The following is an 18,765-nucleotide window of genomic DNA, read 5'->3' as shown; positions in this document are numbered from 1 at the left end:
TGGCAGTTCATCGTCTGGGCCACCTCGAAGACGATTACGCGGCGGGCGGTTGCCGCCGGCTATGGCTCGCCGTCGCGCCGCTCGGATATCGACGCCGACGTGTTCCGCAAGCGGCAGGTCGTCAACGGCTATGACATCGCGAAGCTGTGCACCGATTCCATCGAGCTGTCCGGCAAGCAGGGGCATATGAAATACCGCACCGTCTCGGTCTATCCGCAGGTCGATCAGCAGCTGAACAAGGCGATCGAGCTGATCGTTTCCGGTCAGCAGAGCGCGGCCGGCGCGATGAAGCAGGCGCAGGCAGCGGCCATCGCCGAGCTCAAGCGGGCGGGTGTGGCGGTCTGATGGCGGGCTCCGTTTCGATCCGGCACGCGGCGTCGCCACGCGGCTGGGAAGCCGAACGGCGTCGCGCCTTCCTGTTCGGCGTGGCGCCTTCGCTGCTGATGCTGGGCGCCATCACGCTCGTGCCGGCCGCGGCATTGCTGCTGATCAGCCTGACGCCGCTGAACCTGCTGGACCCGGCAGGGACGTTCCGCTTCGACGATCCCCTCGTCAACTACAGGCAACTGCTGGACGATCCACGCTTTATCGGCTCGTTGTGGGTGCAGGTGCGGCTGTCGCTGTCCAGCGTGACGTTGCAGCTCGCCCTGGGCCTGGCCATCGCGCTGCTGCTGAACGCGAACTCCCGCGTGCTGGCGGCGATTCGCTCGGTCTTCCTGATCCCCATGGTGCTGCCGCCGATCGTCGTCGCGCTGATCTGGAAGATCCTGTACACGCCCGACGTCAGTCCGCTGCATCGCGCGCTGGAGCAGATCGGCCTGCCGCTGCGATCGCTGATCGCCAATCCCGATACAGCGTTGTGGGCGATCAGCATTGCCGAGACCTGGCAGTGGTTCCCGTTCACGATGCTGATGGTGCTGGCGGCATTGCAGATGATCCCCGACGAGCCGCTGGAAGCGGCGCGCATCGATGGCGCGAACCGCTGGCAGTTGTTCCGCTACATCGTGCTGCCCTATATCCGGCCGGTGCTGGTGGTGTGCGCGCTGTTCCGGTTGATCGACAGCTTCAAGGCGTTTCCGCTGATCTATGTGCTGACCAATGGCGGACCGGGCACGGTGACGGAGGTCACCAATTTCTACGGCTTTATCCAGGCGTTCAATTTCTCGTATTGGGGTTATGCGAGCGCGATTGCCGTGGTCATGCTGCTGGCGGTGTTGGCCATCAGCTGGTCGATCAGCCGGTTCAAGGGGGAGCGATGGGAATGAACGCCACGACTGACACGCTGCGATTGCCATCCCGCGACAGCGCCGGCGACCACGATATGCCGGCGTTGCGGCGATCGGGGGCAAGGCCGTTGGCCTGGCTGCGTCGCCACGGCCGCGTCGCGCTGGCAGTCGTGTTGCTGCTGGTGCTGATGTTCCCGTTCCTGTGGCTGGTGCAGATCGCGTTCAGGCCGGCCGAGGGCGCGTTCGACGACAGCCTGCTGTTTACGCCCACGCTCGAGGCGTTCCGCGCGCTGCTGGAAGGCAACTTCGCCCGCTCGTTCGCCAACAGCCTGCTGGTCAGCTCGCTGTCCACGGTGCTGTCGCTGGCGATCGGCGTGCCGGCCGCCTACGCGCTGACGCGGTGGCGTTTCCGCGCGCGCGGCCGGGTGGCGCTGTGGATCCTGATCACGCGGATGGCGCCGCCGATCGCGTTCACGATCCCGTTCTTCCTGGCCTATCGGTGGATCGGCTTGCTCGACACCGTCTGGGGACTGGCCCTGGTCTATCTGACCTTCAACCTGGCCGTGGTGATCTGGCTGATGCAGGGGTTCTTCGAGGCGGTACCGGCCGCACTGGAAGAGGCGGCGTGGATCGACGGCTGCGGCGTCTGGAGTGCGTTCTGGCGCGTCACGTTGCCCCTCGCGGCGCCGGGCGTGGCGGCCACCGCCGTGCTGTGCTTCATCTTCTCCTGGAACGACTTCTTCTATGCGCTGATCCTGACCCGGACCCATGCCGTCACCGCGCCCGTCGCGATCGTCAATTTCCTGCAATACGAAGGCTGGGAATGGACCAAGATCGCGGCGGGCGGCACGCTGGTGATGCTGCCGGTGGTGGCATTCACGCTGCTGGTGCGCAAATACCTGGTGCGGGGGCTGACCGCCGGCGGCGTCAAGGACTGACGGCGATCCCGCAATTCCCATTCCGAAGGACTCATGGCTTCCATCTCTCTCCGACATCTGCGCAAGGCGTACGGCAGCACCGAGGTCATCCACGACCTGTCGATCGATATCCGCGACGGCGAGTTCGTCGCGCTGGTTGGCCCGTCGGGCTGCGGCAAATCCACGCTGCTGCGCATGGTGGCAGGCCTTGAGCCGATCACCGCGGGCGAGATCCGGCTGGGCGACCGGCTGATCAACGATGTGGCGCCGCGCGACCGCAATATCGCGATGGTGTTCCAGAACTACGCGCTGTATCCGCATATGACGGTGGCGCAGAACCTGGGCTTCTCGCTGAAGCTGCAGGGCGTGCCCAAGGCGGAGATCGCGCGGCGCGTGCAGGCCGTGGCGGAGACGCTCGGCCTTTCCGCCGTGCTCGACCGCACGCCACGCCGCCTGTCGGGCGGCCAGCGCCAGCGCGTGGCCATGGGTCGTGCCATCGTGCGCCAGCCGGAAGCCTTCCTGTTCGAGGAGCCACTGTCGAACCTCGACGCCAAGCTGCGCGTGCAGATGCGCACCGAAATCAAGGCACTGCACCAGCGGCTGGGGACCACCACGCTGTACGTTACGCACGATCAGGTAGAGGCGATGACGATGGCCGATCGCATCGTCGTGCTCAAGGATGGGGTGGTCGAACAGTCGGGCGTGCCGCTGGAACTCTACGATCGCCCGCGCAATGCCTTTGTCGCGGGCTTCATCGGCTCGCCGGCCATGAACTTCTTCCGCGGGCGCGTGCAACGCCATGGCGCGCCGGCGGTGCTGACCGACGATGGCCTGCGGCTGCCGCTCCATCGTCTCCCCGAGGCAGGGGATGGCCATGAGGTCCTGTATGGCGTGCGGCCGGAGCATTTCGCGCTCGAGGCGGGCGGCACGCTGGAAGCCGGGGTCGTGGTGGTCGAACCGACCGGCGCGGAAACGCTGATCGCCGCCAGGCTCGGACGCCATCAGGTGGTGGCGGCATTCCGGGAGCGCGTGGACGCTCGCCCCGGCACCGCGCTGAAGCTGACGCCTCGGGTCGAGCATGTCCACCTGTTCGATGCGGCGTCTGGCCAGCGCCTGAACTGACGGCGGCACCGGGGGCCGCGCCGGACGTTGCGTGTCATCGGCCGTCCGGGTCGGCAATGCGGATCCGGGCCTGGACCAATAGCGTGACGTCGCCGGTTACCGAGCCGCCGCCAATTGCAGGGATGGCTCGCGCGACGCGTACATCGGGGCAGGGCCGGCCTCCAGCCGGAATCGCGCCACCACGCTTTGCAGCTCGCGTGCCTCGTCGGCCAGCGCGTTCGATGCGGCGGCGGCCTGTTCGACCAGCGCGGCATTCTGCTGCGTCACGGTATCCATCTGGGTCACCGCCTCGGCGACCTGGGCAATGCCGCTGCTCTGGTGCTCGGACGCGGTACCGATCTCGCCCAGCAGCGTCGTCACGTGACGGACGGCCCCGACGATTTCCTGCATCGTCTGACCGGCCTTGCCGACCAGCGTCGAGCCGCTACCGACCTGCTGTACCGAATCGTCGATCAGGTCCTTGATCTCGCGCGCCGCCGCGGCGCTGCGCTGGGCCAGCGTACGCACTTCACCGGCCACCACCGCGAAGCCGCGGCCCTGTTCGCCGGCGCGCGCCGCTTCGACCGCGGCATTGAGCGCGAGGATATTGGTCTGGAAGGCGATGCCCTGGATCACGTCGACGATATCGGCGACCTTTTTCGAGCTGGTATCGATCGCCTGCATCGTGTCGACCACGGCGGTCATCACCTCGCCGCCGCGCTCGGCGATGCCCGAGGCGGACTGCGCAAAGCGGTTCGCCTCGCGCGCCCGCTCGGTGTTCTGCTGCACCATCGCGGTCAGCTCGCTCATGCTGGACGCCGTTTCCTGCAGCGTCGCGGCCTGCTGCTCGGTGCGCTGCGACAGATCGGTATTGCCGGCCGCGATCCGGTGCGAGGCTTCGGTAATCGAGTCGGTGGACGTCTTGATCCGTGTAATCAGGTCGGTCAGCATGTCCTCCATCCGGCCGAGCCCGCCGAGCAGGGCGCCGAAGGGGCCGGTACGCTCGGTCTCGAATTCCTGGCTGAGGTCGCCGGCCGCGACCGTTTCGGCGATCAGTTCGGCTTCGGCCAGCGGCTGCTGGATGCCCTTGGACAGCGCATGGACGCTTGCCACCGCCAGCAGCAGGGCGGCGATGCCCAGGCCGGCCATCCATTCGGTGGTGGTGGTGATTTGTTGATCCAACTGGGTCAGGAGGCCGCGCCCCTGGCCGCGGTATCGGCCGCGGTATCGGCCGCATGGGCCGCCTCGCCGATGGCGCGCAGCTGTGTCACGCCCATTCCCAGCGCGATCGCCAATACCAGCAGCACCGCGCCAAAACATGCCCCGAGCCGCGCTCGGATGGTCCAGTTTCCGATATGCATTTCTGCCTCCGCTCCCCTTTGGTGTGGGTTGGCGCCCAAAGGCGGACGCCTTCGCCGGGCCGGACTGCGTGGTCCGGATTTTTGTGCTCAACGCGGATTGACGGCAGAGGGGGTGGAAAACTTTAGGGCCAATGGGCAAAGAGTTGCCGATTTTTTTTAATGGCCGCTATTCCTGCTGGATGCCGGCCTCCTTGACCACCTTTCCCCATTTCGCCAGGTCCGACTTGATCAGCGCAGCGTACTCCTGCGGCGTGCCGCCCTGGACCTCGATCCCGGCCGCCTCGAGCTTCGCGCGTACCTCCGGCAGCTTCAATGCCGCATTGATCTCGGCATTGAGCCTGGCAACGATTTCCTTTGGCGTGCCCGCAGGCGCCAGAAAGCCGCCATTGGTGTTGGCGTCGTAGCCCTTCAGTCCTTGCTCTTCCGCGGTCGGGACATTGGGCAGGGCCTTGGAGCGGTTCCGCGTCGAAACGGCGAGGGCGCGGACGTTGCCCGCTTTGACCTGCTCCTGGATCGCGCTGATCGTGTCGATGAAGAGTACGGTGCGCCCGGCCACCAGGTCGGGGTGCGCGGCGGACGAGCCCTTGTACGGGATCAGCAGCATGTTGGCGCCGCTGACCATGCGAAACATTTCCGCGGCCATCTCCTGCGCGCTGCCACGGCCGGAAGTCGCGACCTTGGCCTCGCCCGGATTGGCCTTCATCCAATTGACCAGTTCGGGGATCGACTTGGCGGGGATTTTCGAATTGACCGCGAACACCAGCGGAATCACGTGGGTATAGACGATCGGCTCGAAGCTCTTTTCCGGATCCCAGCCGAGATTCTTGAAGAGGTATTTATTGATGTTGTGGCTGCCGCCGACGATGCCGATCGTGTAGCCATCCGGCTTGGCATTGGCCAGCACCGCGGTGCCGAGGTTGTTCGATGCGCCGGGGCGGTTCTCGACGATAAAGGGCTGCCCGAGCTTGACGGCCAGCTTTTCTCCGACCACGCGGGCAATCAGATCGATGCCGCCACCGGCCGGCGCGGGCACGATGATGGTGACAGGGCGGGCCGGGTATTTCGGCGTCTCTGCCGACAACAGGCCGGGGGCGATGATCAGCGCGGCCGGGACGGCCAGGGTAGTGATCAGCTTGGTGAATCGCATGGTTGTCTCCTCTGTTTCTGGTCAACTGTGGTGTCAACTCTGATGCTGCGCGTCCCGCCGCGCCGGCGAGCCGGGGCGCGGGACGCCGGGAAGTTTCGAGCGATATCAGCCGCGCCCAACGAAGGGCATGACACTGGCCATGACGATCATGGTCAGCACGTTCGCCTCGAGCGGCAGCGATGCCATATGACGCACGGCATTGGCGACGTGGCTCGTGTCCGCGCGCCGGCTCGTCCGAGGCGGCTCGTCCGTGAGCTCAGGTGGTCAGGCTCATCGTTGGGCGGCCGCCCGCCAGCGCCTGCGCTACGCTTTCGAGCACCATCCGCGCCATCGCGGTACGGGTCTCCCAGGTCGCGCTGGCGCGATGGGCCTGCAGCGTCGTGCGGTCGGACTCACGCAAGGCCAGCGGTACGCGTGGCTCGTCGACGAATACGTCAAGGCCCGCGCCCGCGATACGGCCGGCCGCCACGGCTTCCGCCAGATCGGCCTCATTGACCAGCCGTCCACGCGCCACGTTGACGAGATAGCCGCGCGGGCCAAGCGCGTCGAGCACCGCGGCGTCGACGATGCCCTCCGCCTTGTCCGCTGCTGCGCAAAGCACCAGTGCATCGCTTCGGCGCGCCAACTCGCGAAGATCCGCCACGAATTCGTGGGGCACGTCCTCCATGCGGCGCAGGTCGGTGTAGCGGATCGGGCAGCCAAACGCCGCCGCCCGTGTTGCCACCGCCCGGCCGACACGCCCCATGCCGACGATGCCGACGTTCATGCCGCTGAAGCGGCGGGCAAGCGGAATCGCGCTGGGCTGCGGATACAGCTCCCACTGGCCATCGCGCACGAAACGGTCCCCCCGCGCAGATATTGCGGCAGGCCGCGATCAGCAGGCCGATCGCGAGGTCGGCGACATCCTCGGTCAGCGCCCCGAGGGTCGCGGTAACGGGCAGATTGCGGCCACGACAATATTCCAGGTCCACCGCATCGGTGCCCACGCCATTGATCGCAACCACCTTCAACGCAGGCAACTGCTCCAGCATCGCCCGTGAAATTCCCGTGTGCCCGCCGGTGATGACGGCCTGGATGGAAGGCCCGTATTCCCGCAGCCACGCCGCCTGATCGGCGATTTCGAAGAACTTGTGCACATCGTAGAGAGAGGCAAGCTCGTCATTGATCGCGGGAATCAGGATGGGATTGAGTTGCAGGATTTGCGGCTTCATGTGCGTCAGCGTGTTGGTGTTTGAGCGAGGCGTTGAACGTTGACGGCATAGTAGGTAATACTTGATCGTGATGGCAATATTGATCTATAAAATCAACATATAAACGTTTACAGCCACCACGATGAGCTCCTGGATTTCAATGGACGAAGCGTGCCGACAGCTCGGCGTGCGACCGCAAACGATCTACGCCTACGTCAGCCGCGGCAAGCTCGAAGTCATGACCGACCCGGCCGACACGCGCCGCAGCCTGTACCGCGCCGAGGACGTAGCGGGCCTCGCCAAACGCAAACAGGCCGGCCGCAAGCACGAGACCCTCGCAACCAACACCCTGTTTGGCGCAGAACCCAGCATCCCGACCGCGCTTTCCACCTTCGTGCGCGAGCGGCTGTACTACCGTGGGCAGGACGCGGTGTCCTTGGCCGGTTCGGCCACCCTCGAAGACGTGGCGCAACTGCTGTGGGACGCGCAGCAGCCGGTGGACTTCTCATGCCCGTCCCGTGTCGCCAACCCCGGACGTGTCGCGGCATTCAAAACCCTCGCTACGCTGGCCGCTACCGGCCACTCGACGCACGGGCGCATGACCAGGGTCCTGCATGTCGAATCCCAAAGCCTGGTCGGCCAACTCGCCAACGCGTTCGGCGCGCAACCGGGGCAGCAACCGTTGCACCTGCGCTTTGCACAAGGGTGGAAACAACCGGCGCGCGTGGCCGAGCTTCTGCGAACGGCCATGGTCCTCCTGGTCGACCACGAGTTGACGAGCTCCGCCTTTGCCGCCCGCATCACGGCATCCACCGGCGCATCGCTGCCGGCTTGCCTGCTCGGAGGGCTGGCGACGCTCTCCGGCCCCTTGCACGGCGATGCCTCGGGCCGCGTCAAGGCGCTATTCGATGAAGTGGAGCGGCAGGGCGAGGAGCAGGTGATTGCGCATCATCTATCTACGGGGTTGCCTTTGCCCGGTTTCGGGCACCACCTGTATCCCGACGGCGATCCGCGGTCGGTAGCGTTGCTGGCGATGTTCGAGCCGCCGGAGGCGATAGCGCGCTTTATCGAGAAGGCGACAAAGTTGACAGGCCTGCAGCCCAATATCGACGTCGCGCTCGCGGCCATGGTCATCCATTACGGGCTGCCAGACGATGCCGCGTTCGCGATGTTCGCTACGGCGCGGAGCATTGGGTTGCTGGCGCATAGCCTGGAGCAATTGGGAGTGGGGCAGGTGATACGGCCGCGGGGGAGGTATGTTGGGGTGGTGCTGGGGAGGATGGTGGAGAGATGAGGTCCTGTGAGAGGCAAGCCTAACCGGCTGCGGGTGTATCAAGAAAGGCGGCCGAACGGCCTGAGAATCTGGCACAAGCGCGTCGGGCCATTGAACCTCTCCCATGCTGTGGAACAAACCATGTCTGAAAACGCAACGACTACTCGCATGGAGATCACATTGGCCTCACCGTCTCCGATCTAGCGGCCTTCACATGGTTCTTCAGGGAACGCTTGGGATGGTCGGATGTTTGGAGAGTGACTATTCAGCCGCATCCGATCGACGGCACATCCAAGATTACGCTCTGGCAGGTGAGTGATGTCGCCCGGTTCGTGCTGTTCTCGATCCGGTGCAGCCATTGACGTTGCCAGCCCTTGAAGGCCGCTTTTTGCTTTGAACGGACGTTCGTCGCAAGCTGCACCGACCTCAGTGGTTTGGGATTTTCGAAGGTCAGGCTCGCAAATCCAACCAACCTTCCAGTGCCCAGGGCTATTGACCGACTTCCTGCTCGAGAAACTCTCGTAGAAACTGTCGCGCAAGTCCGGCGTATTCTTTGTCGCTAGAGGTTTCATGTTTCTCGATGTCTCGGCGGAGAACAGCCTTCAAGTCCGGATCTTGCGTCCTAGCATAGACTTCGACCTGAGCCGCGAGATTTCTAATCTTTTCCTTTCTTTTCTCGAAGAGTTCAGGTCGATTTAGATCTAGCAGCCGTTCCGTTATCGCTGCCGCCTCGCACGCCGCTCTGGCCATTAATAAGGGACCGGCAAAGAAAAAAACTGTAGTGGGATCGGTGCTGTATGGATCCACGAAGGTATCGTGATCACCAAGAAAATCGCTCTTGTTTGTGTTGCATATATCGCAAGCAAGAGTAAGGTTTCGCCATTCAAAAGAAAGCGCCGGTGTGGTGGATTTTGGGGTAATGTGCTCGATATCGCCATAGGCTATATGGCGAAGCTTGCTCTCGCAATATGCGCATTTACCATCAGTTTCTTCGAGTAGCACGGCCTTTATCTCAGCATGGCGATATCGACTTTTTTCGGCATCGGTCGGTCTTTCTCCGGCCGCTATTCTTGCGAGCAATGTGGATGTCCAGTTCTTGGAATTTTCAACAAGCACTGGTGGCTCGGGCAGCTTGTCAATTTTTATCATTTTCCTTCGAGTAAGGTGGAGATTGCTTGGGGATAAAATTCACCACATCCGATCGCATTCATCTGAATGCGTAGGTCATCCAGTGCCTCGTTATTGAGAGTCCGTTTCTGAAAGCTATTGACGATCTCTCGAATTTTTGTTTCCACCCACTCCGGAATAGTTGCCGGAACCCCAAGAACGTCCCGAAGTATTTCGCTTGCAGTGCCCGCGCGGTTCACGTTGTCCAGCTTAATGCTTCCGACTCGTATGGCACTATCCTGCAACTCATCAACTTCCGACTTTTCGTCCTCGCCAGACAATCCCTCGTGATGACGTAGAACATAGACGTGCGAATCTCTTACAGAGGAAACAATAAATGGACTGTGAGTTGCCACTATAAATTGCGCTTTCGGAAAGGCGGCCAAGAGGCCTGTCATAAGTGAGCGCTGCATCGACGGATGCAAGTGGTTTTCCGGCTCATCCAGAATAACTGCGAAGGATGAGTCACTATTTCCGTTCGAGATGGAGTATAGGTGTATTTGCCACGCGAGGTCGATAAGAGACATTACTCCACCAGAGGCCGCGTCAATGAGAAATTCTCCGGATTTTGTTACCAATACAACATCGGGAGTGCGGATCGCAATTCTCTCAAAGCCTATGGAAGGTGGCAATAGTGCCTTAAGGATTTGTTGAAAGCCAATAAACGCGTCTAATACGGTTGCATCACCCTGTACATATTCGTTTCCAGCGCCGAAAGTCGCCATCGAAATCAAGGCTTCTTTAAGACGGTACGCGGGACTGAACTGCGTGTAGGCGCCAGAATATCTTTGCATCTGTTCATTAAAGTAGAACTGGTAAGCAATTTCTGGCTTGATTGCGTTGGTTGGGATGTTTGCGACTTGTTGGTAAACCGGCAGTGGACGATGCGATCCAATTGACACGCCCTTTATTACCTGCTGCTGATGAATACTTAGTTGGTATTGAACTGATCCGGTGTTTTGGGGAACATACAGCTCTGCTGTCGGCCCATTGCTATAGGTTATTTTTCCGACAATCTCGACATTACCGTACGGTTGAGGAGATTGCCGAGTTAGGTGTCTTCGTTTCCAAAGGCCAGTTACATATGAATAGCTAGCCGAGCCTTTCGGGCGACGCGGGGTGGACAGATATTGGTGATTCCAGCCAAAATGCTGTGCGAGTATACCTAATACGGTGCTTTTGCCGGCTCCGTTTGCCCCCGTTATCACGGTGAGGCGCTCATGGAACTCGATGTCAATTGCGCTAAATTGGCGCCAGCTGCTAATTTCGAGTCGATGAAATAAGTTTTTGGGGATATTCATATCGAATGAAATTTCGATTCATGAAGTTGGCAATAGAGCTGCAATGCTACTTCGGCAAATTCGGGGGCTACCTTGCCGCCAAGTAGCGACCGATTGCGACGTAAGTCTTGCCATCTTGCCACAGGAGAAGGTCGGGAAGGATATCCAGCATCACGATACCCCGGCATTACGAAAGCTGACGGGAAGGTGCGCAATTTCCTAAAGCCACGCCGGTGTTTCCCCGACAACTGCGTTGTGTCTGAACGGACATAAGCCCGCTCCCTCGGGGAGCGGGTCGTACGCCGTTTTTTTCCTTTGCACCTCGTCATTCAGACCGCCGTTCCAGCCGCTGTTTGTGACTGTAGCCGCTTCACTTTCCGAAGAATCTCGGTGTGGACTTCCGTGCGATCCAGAACGCGACTGGTGGCCGCCTGAGAAAGCCAACTCGGACCAACGATGGACCTGAGGTGCTCTAGCTCCTGCGGCGTCGCGAGGCGACCGAATTCGGAATAGATGCTCATGTGGGCGAGTACCGTTAATTCGTCGAGGTCACTTGAATAACCCCCGAGTGAGCGAATCTGACTCTTGCTCACCGTGTCCATCTCGATCACGATTTCCTGCTGACTCCCCCTTATAGCGACCCGCGCCTTCCGCGTAGCCGCTGATCGACGCCTTGTTCGCTTCCATGGCAGCCAGAAAATCACGATCCTTGTATAGCCGGCTGATGTTGACGATGATTTGCGCGGATGCCGGCCTCTCGATCGCCACGATCACCCCCTGGTAGCCACTTCCCTGAGGCGGTACCCCATTTTTAAAGGTCATGGCAACAGGATAGCTCAGCGTCCATGACGACACCTTTTCCCTGAGGCAGTCGTCGGCGATCAGGTCCCATACGAAGCCCTTCGTCAGGCCGACCTGACGGTAGCAGCGTTTCACACTTGTTCGGAATTTCGGCGGGAGCGATGCGCATTGCTCCTTGAGCGCTGCGGCCCGCTTCTCCGTGGAACTGCGTTGCCAGTCGCTAACGGCTTGAAGCAGAGACAGTTTGAACTTGTTCGCAGCCATGTGCTTTTTCTTGAAATAATCGAAGAAGGAGTATGACCAGATTTTCTCACGGCCGCGCGCGCGAGTTGTGGTCGCGCCGTGGCCGACTCCCGAGGGTTCGTCATTTGCCATTGGATGGCGGGTCTCGGGGTCGTTGCTGACGCTTGCACGTCCGAAAGACGCCGCACTTGAACGGCGGCTAGTGCCGAACTCGGTCATTGTCCGCCTCGTTCCCCCGCGGACCTTTTTTGGCCGACAAGTGCCACAAGCTGCACGAAGGCTACCGCTCCAGATCGGCGTAGCAGGAGAGATCGACGCCCGCCAGGCCAAATCCCCTTCTGGTGTATCCGAACGCGATCACCGCGGCGCACGAGAAGCTTCCGTGACGTAGCAGCCACCTAAACCGTAATTGTAACTAAACACCTTCTCGCCGCAGTGGCAAAATTCTGAGATCCCCGTGGCAAACGACAACGGTGTCGTTTGCCCTCAGATCGAAGAGACATGTGGCTTACCACTCAAAGGCTTACGGTGTCTCTCGCAATCTTGGCCCGCATAGGGATGCCGTGAGACCTTGAAGTTTCATCCGTCTCGTGCACCGTGCGCCGTCGCATCGCGCCGGAAGGAGACCAAGTGGCGAAAGACGGTCTGCGCTAACTAGCGAGCGCTAGAGCAGCAACCACCCAGATTTTGAGGTGCATAACTGTGGCCTGCATCTCATCCCACGCAGCTAGCCCCTGTACCACGGTTGCGAAAGCGGCAACATAGGTAATGCGCTTCACGCTCCGCTGCGTTTTCTGACTGTCCTCATGACGACGCTCTTCGTCTTCATACGTATTGAGCGCTGTAATAGCCTTGGGATTGATCTGGTACTCATCCGAGTCTCTGTGCTTGCGAAGCAATCCCTCGTCAGCCAATGCCTCCAAGAGATACCGATAGTGATTCAACACGCGGACGGCATCTTCTCGACGCCCTACACCCTTCCCATAAATCTTCACAATTACCGAGTACGGAGAAAATTTAGCAGTACGGTCTTCTAGTGACGTGTTAACCAACAATTTCAGAAGCTCGTACCGCTGTCTCAGTACGAGAGACTTCTTGTTGTAGATGGATTTAAGCACGTTGTCATATTTTACCTGGAACTGAAACTTCTTATAGCAGGAAGCCAACTCAAATTCACGCGCATCCTTCAGGACAAATTCATATTGGCGAAGGTAGTAACGAATCTCAATAGCTGATCCCACGAATTTGTCGATAGGGATATTAAGCATCTCATCGTCGTAGACGTGACCGTTCCACTTTCGAGCAATCACCGTATCGCCGTCGATGCCTTCAAACAGATAGCTGTCTTCCTTGTGAGCATCGAGCGTAACGGAATAGTAGTCACGCTCGTGAACCTCTGGCTCCGACATGGGGATGCGATTAGGTGCTCGCCTTGCCCCCCGCTCGTTGAAGCGCTTTTTTGAGCCAAAAGCGACTATTCATCTGCGTGCTCGGCAAGCTGCACGCGGACTTGCTTCAGCTCGTCCTGCAGGTCTTTCAGATCGCTCTGCAAGCTCCGGATGCGCTCTTCTAGCTCTGAATTGACGTCTGCCTGTGCCTCAGTGATTAGAACAACGGCGTCACGGGTTACGCCAACCTTGTCGTTGCACAGCACAAAGAAAACGATGATGGCTACAAGGATGCGCAGAGCTTCAAACGAATTTGCTAGCCAATAGCAAAGGGCTGCCCATAAAAGTCCAAAAACAGCTGCGCGAAGATAGGATTTGTGAGGCATGAATATTGATGACAGATTCTATCGTTTAGGTGGAAAGGTGGAGTGAAAGTCGTGATGCAGGATATTCGCTGCTCCGCTTAAAATATCTAGAAGTTTGTGAGTATCCCCCGCACGCTTCTCTGATTTGGTGCTTCACTTTAACGGTCTGGTCGCCGCTATCGTAAATATACTTCTGATCGACTTCGTCGCCGTTGTGCTCATGGAACGTGACGGCGGTCGAACGGCCCTTCTTGCTAGAGCCTGATCATGGACGCCCACGCCAGCGTTCAAGTCAATTCCAAACCAGTTATTGAACTCGTGGGCGGCCTTGCCAAGGACGTGAAAACGTAGTTCTGACAGGCCATTGCAACGGTGCTCCCCCATGGAAACTTTAGCGGCAAGTTGTTTGCCGTATTGAGCAACGACGGAGTCAAACTTCCCGACAGCATCGGAGATCGTTCCGTGCGAAGGCACATCTGTGTTGACACGCTCGCGCAACGTCCTCACCTCTGCCTCGAACTCAACTAGGTCGTTCCATTCACAACAAAGCGAACAGTCCGCAAAGCGCCCAAGCATGTCGTTGAATTGTGCACACCCGGAGCAATTGAACTTGTGCTGCTCGCTTTCCTCAGAGACGTAGAATGGAGGTTCTTCACTGCTTGCTTTCACCGCGTTCGCAACTTGGTCCATGTTGAACACTACGGAGATGTCTGCTTGTTGTTCCAAGCCGTTTGCCGGCAGCTTGCAGTAATGTCCTGTAAGCGCCACTGCGCTTCCGAAAGGAGGCGGAAGTAGGGTGCGCGGCTTCCGCAGTAAGGACAGCGAGTTGGGGCGGGACCACTACGCCAATATCGGTTGCAAAGCCTCGCACTGATGCCCGTGCTTGCCTTCGCTGTCAGAGCTGATGATGACCGGAAGCATCTTGGTAACCGCGGCGCGTCTTGCCCGCCCATGGCCATGTTGTACGGAGCGATATCGACCATCTGAGGTAGCGTGATCCAAAACCCTATGAGGCTGAAAGGTACAGGACGGCCACTGCGGTACTGAATCGAGTAGCGTCCATCTGCGCGAATGTCGAAGGTAATTGTTCCCCCCCGGAATGTCCGATCTCTTCAAAGTCTCGTGCCATTTCCGCTTCCGTCGAGGACTACATAAAGGCCCGTAACTGGCATTTGCGCCAGTCGAGCGGAAGAATTATGTCAGACTCGGCACGCATAATCGGTATGGCGCCTGTACAAACCTTCACCTCGCCGGCTTTGATTAGGTGTTTAGTGACGGTACCAAGGTGGGCGTGTTGATCTATGCCAGCGATGTGTCCAGGAAATATCCGGGCCCATCGCTTTGCGTCGCGCCGCTGCCGGTCGGGCGTTGAGTTCCCCGCTGTTGCGATTGCGTACTGACCTCGATCAGTCGTTACGATGACCGATCGCCATCCTCGGCGAACGGCTAGCGGGCAGTGTCCGGTGCAAGCCAAGGACCGACTCGCGATCTGAAAAGCCGTGCCGGCAAGCCGCGAACTGCTTGCCCCCCATCGCCTCAGCCCACCCCATCCCCCGTCAATCAATCAACCTCCCCCCCTCATCAAAAAACGGATACACCGGCCCATGATCCCCAATCGGCACCGCATGCGTAACAAGCCCATACACCGGATGCCACCAATGCAGCAAAAACCCCGGCGGCTCCATCCGAAAGCGCGAAGCCGCCTGTGGGTCAAGGTCCAGCGCCACCTGGTGGGCCGGGCCGGGCGCGGTCATGGCGATGGTGCCGCCGAAGCGCCGGGTGATATGCCGATGCAGATGGCCGCACAGCACGCGCTCGATCTGCGGATGGCGCCGGACCACGGCTTCGAGCAGCGCGGCGTTCTCCAGGCCCTGCTGGTCCATATGGCCGATGCCCGTGTGGAAAGGCGGGTGATGCAGCATCAGCAGCGTAGGGCGTTCCGGGTCGACAGCCAGCGCAGCCTCCAGCCATGGCAGCGCATCCGGGTCCACGCGTCCGCCGCTATGGCGCGGCACGGTGCAGTCGAAGGCGATCAGCGTCAGCGGCCCGGCGTCGATGCGATAGTGCACGGGCGCCTCACCATCGCCCGCAGCGAACAGATAGGCGTGATCGGCGAATACGCGACGCAGCGCTTCCCGGCTGTCGTGGTTACCGGGCATCAGTCGCACCGGGATTGGCAGGGTTTCCAGAATCCCCCCGCAGGAAGCGATATTCGTCCTCGCTGCCGAAGTCGACCAGGTCTCCGGTCACCACGGCGATGTCGGGACGTTGGGGCAGGGCCAACAGCGTATCGATGCATTGGCGCAGCGCGTCCGCGGTATCCACGCGGCGGTAGGACAGCTTGCCGCCGGCCTTGATATGCAGATCCGTGATGTGGGCGACGAGGTAGGGCGTGGTCTGGGAAGCGGTCTGCATCATGCTGCGCTCCGTGCCGGCTCGGCGGGCACCGTCACCAGATGGCTGGTATCGATGCGCAGGCCGACGCGGTCGCCGGCTGCCCAGCGGTCGCGTCGCGCGGTATCGAGCACGATCGGCGCAGGGGCGCCCACGTCGACCAGCAGCCGGGTCGCATGGCCGAGGAACAGGGCGGTGACGACGCTGCCGGTCACATGGACATCGGGCGCGCCGGGCGCGTCGGTCAGCGACACGTCCTCCGGCCTGAACATCAGCTCGGCCTGCGCCACCTCGATGTGTTGCGCCTCACGCGGCAACGCGCCTCCCGGCACGCGCCAGACGTGGTCGGCAGCGACCGCCGGCAAGCGGTTCATGGTGCCGATGAAGTCCGCGACGAAGGCGTTGGCCGGATTCTGGTAGACCTCCTGCGGCGTGCCGCTTTGCGCGATGCGCCCCTTGTCCATCACGATGATGCGATCGCCCAGCGCCATCGCCTCCGCCTGGTCGTGCGTGACATAGACGGTCGTGATGCGCAGGCTGCGCAGCAAGCGGTTGATGTCGGCGCGCAGGGCGTCGCGCAGCTTGGCATCGAGCGCGGTCAGCGGTTCGTCCAGCAGCAATACGCGCGGCTGCACGGCAATGGCGCGCGCCAGGGCCACGCGCTGGCGCTGGCCTCCCGACAGCTGATCGACGCGCCGATTGGCGAACGCGCCCAACTGCATCATGGCCAGCATGTCGTCGACCCGCCGCCGGCGGGTCTGCGCATCGACCTTGCGCACGCGCAGGCCGTAGCCGATGTTCTCGGCCACCGTCATATTGGGGAACAAGGCATAGTTCTGGAACACCATGCCGACGCCACGCTGCTCGATCGGCAGATGCGTGACCGGGGCGCCGCCGAACAGCACCTCGCCACCCGTATCGGGAAATTCCAGGCCCGCGATCATGCGAAGCGTGGTGGTCTTGCCGCAGCCCGAAGGGCCGAGCAGTACGACGGTTTCGCCGGCGCCGATGTCCAGGTCCAGCGGTTCGAGCGCACGCGTGCCGTCGGGGAACGTCTTGCCGCAGTGGCGCAGGGCGATGGTGGTGGGCTCATGCATGGCGGGGGGCCTCCGTTTGGGGCTGGGGCTGGGACTGCGGCGCGCTGTCCAGGCCGACAGGTGTGTTCAGCGAAGTGGTGACCGTGCCGGCGAACGGCACGGGCGTGTCCTGTACCGGATGTCGCTGGGCGCGCGCACCCATGGCGGACACGATCTGCATCACCACCAGCAGGGGGAATGATCATCAGGAAAAACACGATGGTGTAGGCGGAGCCGATCTCCAGCCGCATCGATGCATAGCTGTCGGCGAGTCCGACCGGCAGCGTCTGCGTGGTGGGGGTATGGAGCATCCAGGTCAGGTTGAACTCCCCGACCGACAGCGTCACGACCATCAGTGCGCCGGCGAGAATGCCTTGCCGGCAGTTGGGCAGCACCACCGTGAAGAATCGCTGCATGCGCGTGGCGCCGAGGCTCGCGGCCGCGTCTTCCAGCGTGCGGATGTCGATGGCGGACATGATGGCCAGTACCGAGCGGACCATGAAGGGCAAGGTGAACAAGACATGCCCGATCAGGATGAAGACCCAGCTGGTGCGCAACCATGGCAGGCCGCCATACAGCAGGATCAGGCCGAGTGCCGTCGCCAGGCCGGGGATCGCCACCGGCAACATCAGCAGCTCTTCGATCAGCCGCGTCACGCGGCTGCGGCGCAGCGCCATGTAGTAGGCGGCCGGAACGCCGAGCACCAGCGTGCAGGCCAGGCATGCCAGCGCAATGCCGAGCGACAGGAAGATGGTGTTGCGGTACAGGCCCCACACCTCCTGGACCCACCGCGTGGTCAGGCCGCTCTCCAGCCCGACGAAGATATTGTTGGTCAGCCCCGCCAGCACGGAGAGCGCCACCGGTACGGTCATGAAGGCGCAGACGGCGAGGGTCAGTGCCAATTGCGCCCAATAGGCATAGCCACGACGGACGGAATTCATGGGCGCGCTCCTATGCGGTGGCGGCAACCGCGTTGCCGGACAGATGCCGAGCCACCGCCAGCAGGGCCCAGGTCACGGCACCGAGCAGGATCGACAGCGCGGCGGCCATGCCGAAGTTGGCGTAGTTGGTGAACTCGTTGTAGATGGTCAGCGGCAGCACGTCGAGCTGCGTGGCCAGCGTGAAGGCGGTGCCGAACGCGCCCATGCTCGTGGCAAAACAGATCGCGCCGCTGGAGATCAGGGCGGGCATCAGCGCGGGCAGCATGACGTCGCGCACCACGCGCCAGCGGTTGGCGCCCAGCGAGCGGGCCGCTTCCTCCAGCGAGGCGTCGAGCTTCTCCACGGCCGCCATCACGGTCAGGATCACGCGTGGAATGGAGAAATACAGGTAGCCGACGAACAGTCCCGCCATGCCATAGGCGAACGTCCAGCGCTCGCCGGCAAGCAGATCGCCGATCGAAGCGAGCAGGCCGTTGCGGCCGCCCAGCATGATGACCATGAACCCGATCACCACGCCGGGAAATGCCAGCGGAAAGGTCAGCATGGCAACCAGTACCGACTTGCCCGGCACCGGATGCCGCTGCAGGAAAGTTCCCGCCACGCCGGCAATCGCCAGCGTGACCAGCGTCACCGATGCCGACAGCAGCACCGTGGACAGCAGGCTGTGCAGATAGCGCGGGCTGGACAGCACGGTCCAATAGACGCCGGCGCCGTCGTCGCCCGCCACGCTGACCGCCAGCAGCTTGGCCATTGGCAGGCAGAAGAACGCCAGGAAAACGATCAGCGCCGGCAATGCGAAGACGATCAGCGTGCGGGCGGTGGATGATGGGGGGCGACGGCGCATGGTGAGGGTGTCTCCAACCGAAAGGAGCCGGAAATAGGGGCTGGCCGGAGC

The 18,765-nt window shown here is 61.5% G+C and carries 16 protein-coding genes and 4 pseudogenes; 5 read left to right on the top strand and 15 right to left on the bottom strand.

Annotation, left to right across the window (positions count from 1 at the left end):
• The first annotated feature begins 99 nt into the window (after positions 1–99).
• From OJJOAM_RS23925 to OJJOAM_RS23910, 4 genes are read left to right on the top strand one after another with little or no spacing between them, the layout of a single operon-like run.
• The gene (locus tag OJJOAM_RS23925; RefSeq protein WP_422651085.1) at positions 100–345 is read left to right on the top strand and encodes a hypothetical protein; all 246 of its coding nucleotides are present in this window, start codon (positions 100–102) and stop codon (positions 343–345) included.
• A complete protein-coding gene (locus OJJOAM_RS23920) occupies positions 345–1,265 on the top strand; it encodes a carbohydrate ABC transporter permease (RefSeq protein ID WP_422650104.1) in 921 nt (306 codons plus the stop codon). The genes OJJOAM_RS23925 and OJJOAM_RS23920 overlap by 1 nt, the downstream gene beginning before the upstream one ends.
• The gene (locus OJJOAM_RS23915; RefSeq protein ID WP_422650103.1) at positions 1,262–2,164 is read left to right on the top strand and encodes a carbohydrate ABC transporter permease; all 903 of its coding nucleotides are present in this window, start codon (positions 1,262–1,264) and stop codon (positions 2,162–2,164) included. The genes OJJOAM_RS23920 and OJJOAM_RS23915 overlap by 4 nt, the downstream gene beginning before the upstream one ends.
• Positions 2,165–2,197: 33 nt before the next feature.
• Entirely contained in the window at positions 2,198–3,265 is a 1,068-nt protein-coding gene (locus OJJOAM_RS23910; protein WP_422650102.1) for an ABC transporter ATP-binding protein, read from the top strand.
• A 96-nt stretch (positions 3,266–3,361) separates the two neighbouring features.
• Here the strand turns inward: OJJOAM_RS23910 and OJJOAM_RS23905 are convergent, their stop codons facing one another.
• The 5 genes and pseudogenes from OJJOAM_RS23905 to OJJOAM_RS23885 form a co-directional block, all read right to left on the bottom strand.
• The gene (locus OJJOAM_RS23905; RefSeq protein WP_422650101.1) at positions 3,362–4,426 is read right to left on the bottom strand and encodes a methyl-accepting chemotaxis protein; all 1,065 of its coding nucleotides are present in this window, start codon (positions 4,424–4,426) and stop codon (positions 3,362–3,364) included.
• Positions 4,427–4,431: 5 nt separating this feature from the next.
• Positions 4,432–4,605, bottom strand: a complete 174-nt coding sequence (locus tag OJJOAM_RS23900; RefSeq protein ID WP_422650100.1) for a hypothetical protein — start codon at positions 4,603–4,605, stop codon at positions 4,432–4,434.
• A gap of 166 nt (positions 4,606–4,771) precedes the next feature.
• Positions 4,772–5,752 carry a Bug family tripartite tricarboxylate transporter substrate binding protein gene (locus tag OJJOAM_RS23895; protein WP_422650099.1) on the bottom strand — a complete coding sequence of 327 codons (981 nt, stop codon included), beginning with the start codon at positions 5,750–5,752 and terminating at the stop codon, positions 4,772–4,774.
• 105 nt (positions 5,753–5,857) lie between these two features.
• Positions 5,858–5,971: pseudogene (locus OJJOAM_RS23890) on the bottom strand (3-oxoacyl-ACP reductase); the annotation flags it as partial.
• 37 nt (positions 5,972–6,008) lie between these two features.
• Positions 6,009–6,963 (bottom strand): annotated as a pseudogene (locus OJJOAM_RS23885) (2-hydroxyacid dehydrogenase).
• A gap of 121 nt (positions 6,964–7,084) precedes the next feature.
• Between OJJOAM_RS23885 and OJJOAM_RS23880 the strand changes: the two are divergent.
• Positions 7,085–8,236 carry a citrate/2-methylcitrate synthase gene (locus tag OJJOAM_RS23880; RefSeq protein WP_422650098.1) on the top strand — a complete coding sequence of 384 codons (1,152 nt, stop codon included), beginning with the start codon at positions 7,085–7,087 and terminating at the stop codon, positions 8,234–8,236.
• 468 nt (positions 8,237–8,704) lie between these two features.
• Here OJJOAM_RS23880 and OJJOAM_RS23875 read toward each other — a convergent pair whose 3' ends face one another.
• The 10 genes and pseudogenes from OJJOAM_RS23875 to OJJOAM_RS23830 all read right to left on the bottom strand — a co-directional run bounded on the left by OJJOAM_RS23875 (position 8,705) and on the right by OJJOAM_RS23830 (position 18,714).
• Positions 8,705–9,364: an HNH endonuclease gene (locus OJJOAM_RS23875; RefSeq protein WP_422650097.1), complete on the bottom strand. Its 660-nt coding sequence runs from the start codon at positions 9,362–9,364 to the stop codon at positions 8,705–8,707.
• On the bottom strand, positions 9,361–10,683 hold the full coding sequence (locus OJJOAM_RS23870) for an AAA family ATPase (protein ID WP_422650096.1): 1,323 nt from the start codon (positions 10,681–10,683) through the stop codon (positions 9,361–9,363). The genes OJJOAM_RS23875 and OJJOAM_RS23870 overlap by 4 nt, the downstream gene beginning before the upstream one ends.
• A 528-nt stretch (positions 10,684–11,211) precedes the next feature.
• Positions 11,212–11,925, bottom strand: coding sequence for a hypothetical protein (locus OJJOAM_RS23865; protein WP_422650095.1), 714 nt, complete (start codon positions 11,923–11,925; stop codon positions 11,212–11,214).
• A 431-nt stretch (positions 11,926–12,356) separates the two neighbouring features.
• Entirely contained in the window at positions 12,357–13,115 is a 759-nt protein-coding gene (locus OJJOAM_RS23860; protein WP_422650094.1) for a hypothetical protein, read from the bottom strand.
• A gap of 65 nt (positions 13,116–13,180) precedes the next feature.
• Positions 13,181–13,480 carry a hypothetical protein gene (locus OJJOAM_RS23855; RefSeq protein ID WP_422650093.1) on the bottom strand — a complete coding sequence of 100 codons (300 nt, stop codon included), beginning with the start codon at positions 13,478–13,480 and terminating at the stop codon, positions 13,181–13,183.
• A 132-nt stretch (positions 13,481–13,612) separates the two neighbouring features.
• Positions 13,613–14,185 (bottom strand): hypothetical protein, encoded by a 573-nt coding sequence (locus OJJOAM_RS23850; RefSeq protein WP_422650092.1) that lies wholly within the window; start codon positions 14,183–14,185, stop codon positions 13,613–13,615.
• Positions 14,186–15,015: 830 nt separating this feature from the next.
• Positions 15,016–15,877: pseudogene (locus tag OJJOAM_RS23845) on the bottom strand (phosphodiesterase).
• Complete coding sequence (locus tag OJJOAM_RS23840; RefSeq protein WP_422650091.1) at positions 15,874–16,950, bottom strand: ABC transporter ATP-binding protein; 1,077 nt, start codon at positions 16,948–16,950, stop codon at positions 15,874–15,876. The pseudogene OJJOAM_RS23845 and the gene OJJOAM_RS23840 overlap by 4 nt, the downstream one beginning before the upstream one ends.
• A pseudogene (locus OJJOAM_RS23835) lies at positions 16,943–17,870 on the bottom strand (ABC transporter permease). Before OJJOAM_RS23835 ends, OJJOAM_RS23840 begins: the two are co-directional and overlap by 8 nt.
• 10 nt (positions 17,871–17,880) lie before the next feature.
• Positions 17,881–18,714 carry an ABC transporter permease gene (locus tag OJJOAM_RS23830; protein ID WP_422650090.1) on the bottom strand — a complete coding sequence of 278 codons (834 nt, stop codon included), beginning with the start codon at positions 18,712–18,714 and terminating at the stop codon, positions 17,881–17,883.
• Between the last annotated feature and the right edge of the window lie 51 nt (positions 18,715–18,765).

This window comes from Cupriavidus sp. H18C1, from assembly GCF_049311595.1.
In the GTDB taxonomy this organism is placed as follows: Bacteria; Pseudomonadota; Gammaproteobacteria; order Burkholderiales; family Burkholderiaceae; genus Cupriavidus; species Cupriavidus cauae.
The sequence above is the reverse complement of the archived record's forward strand: the minus strand, read 5'-3'. Positions and strand labels throughout refer to the sequence as shown.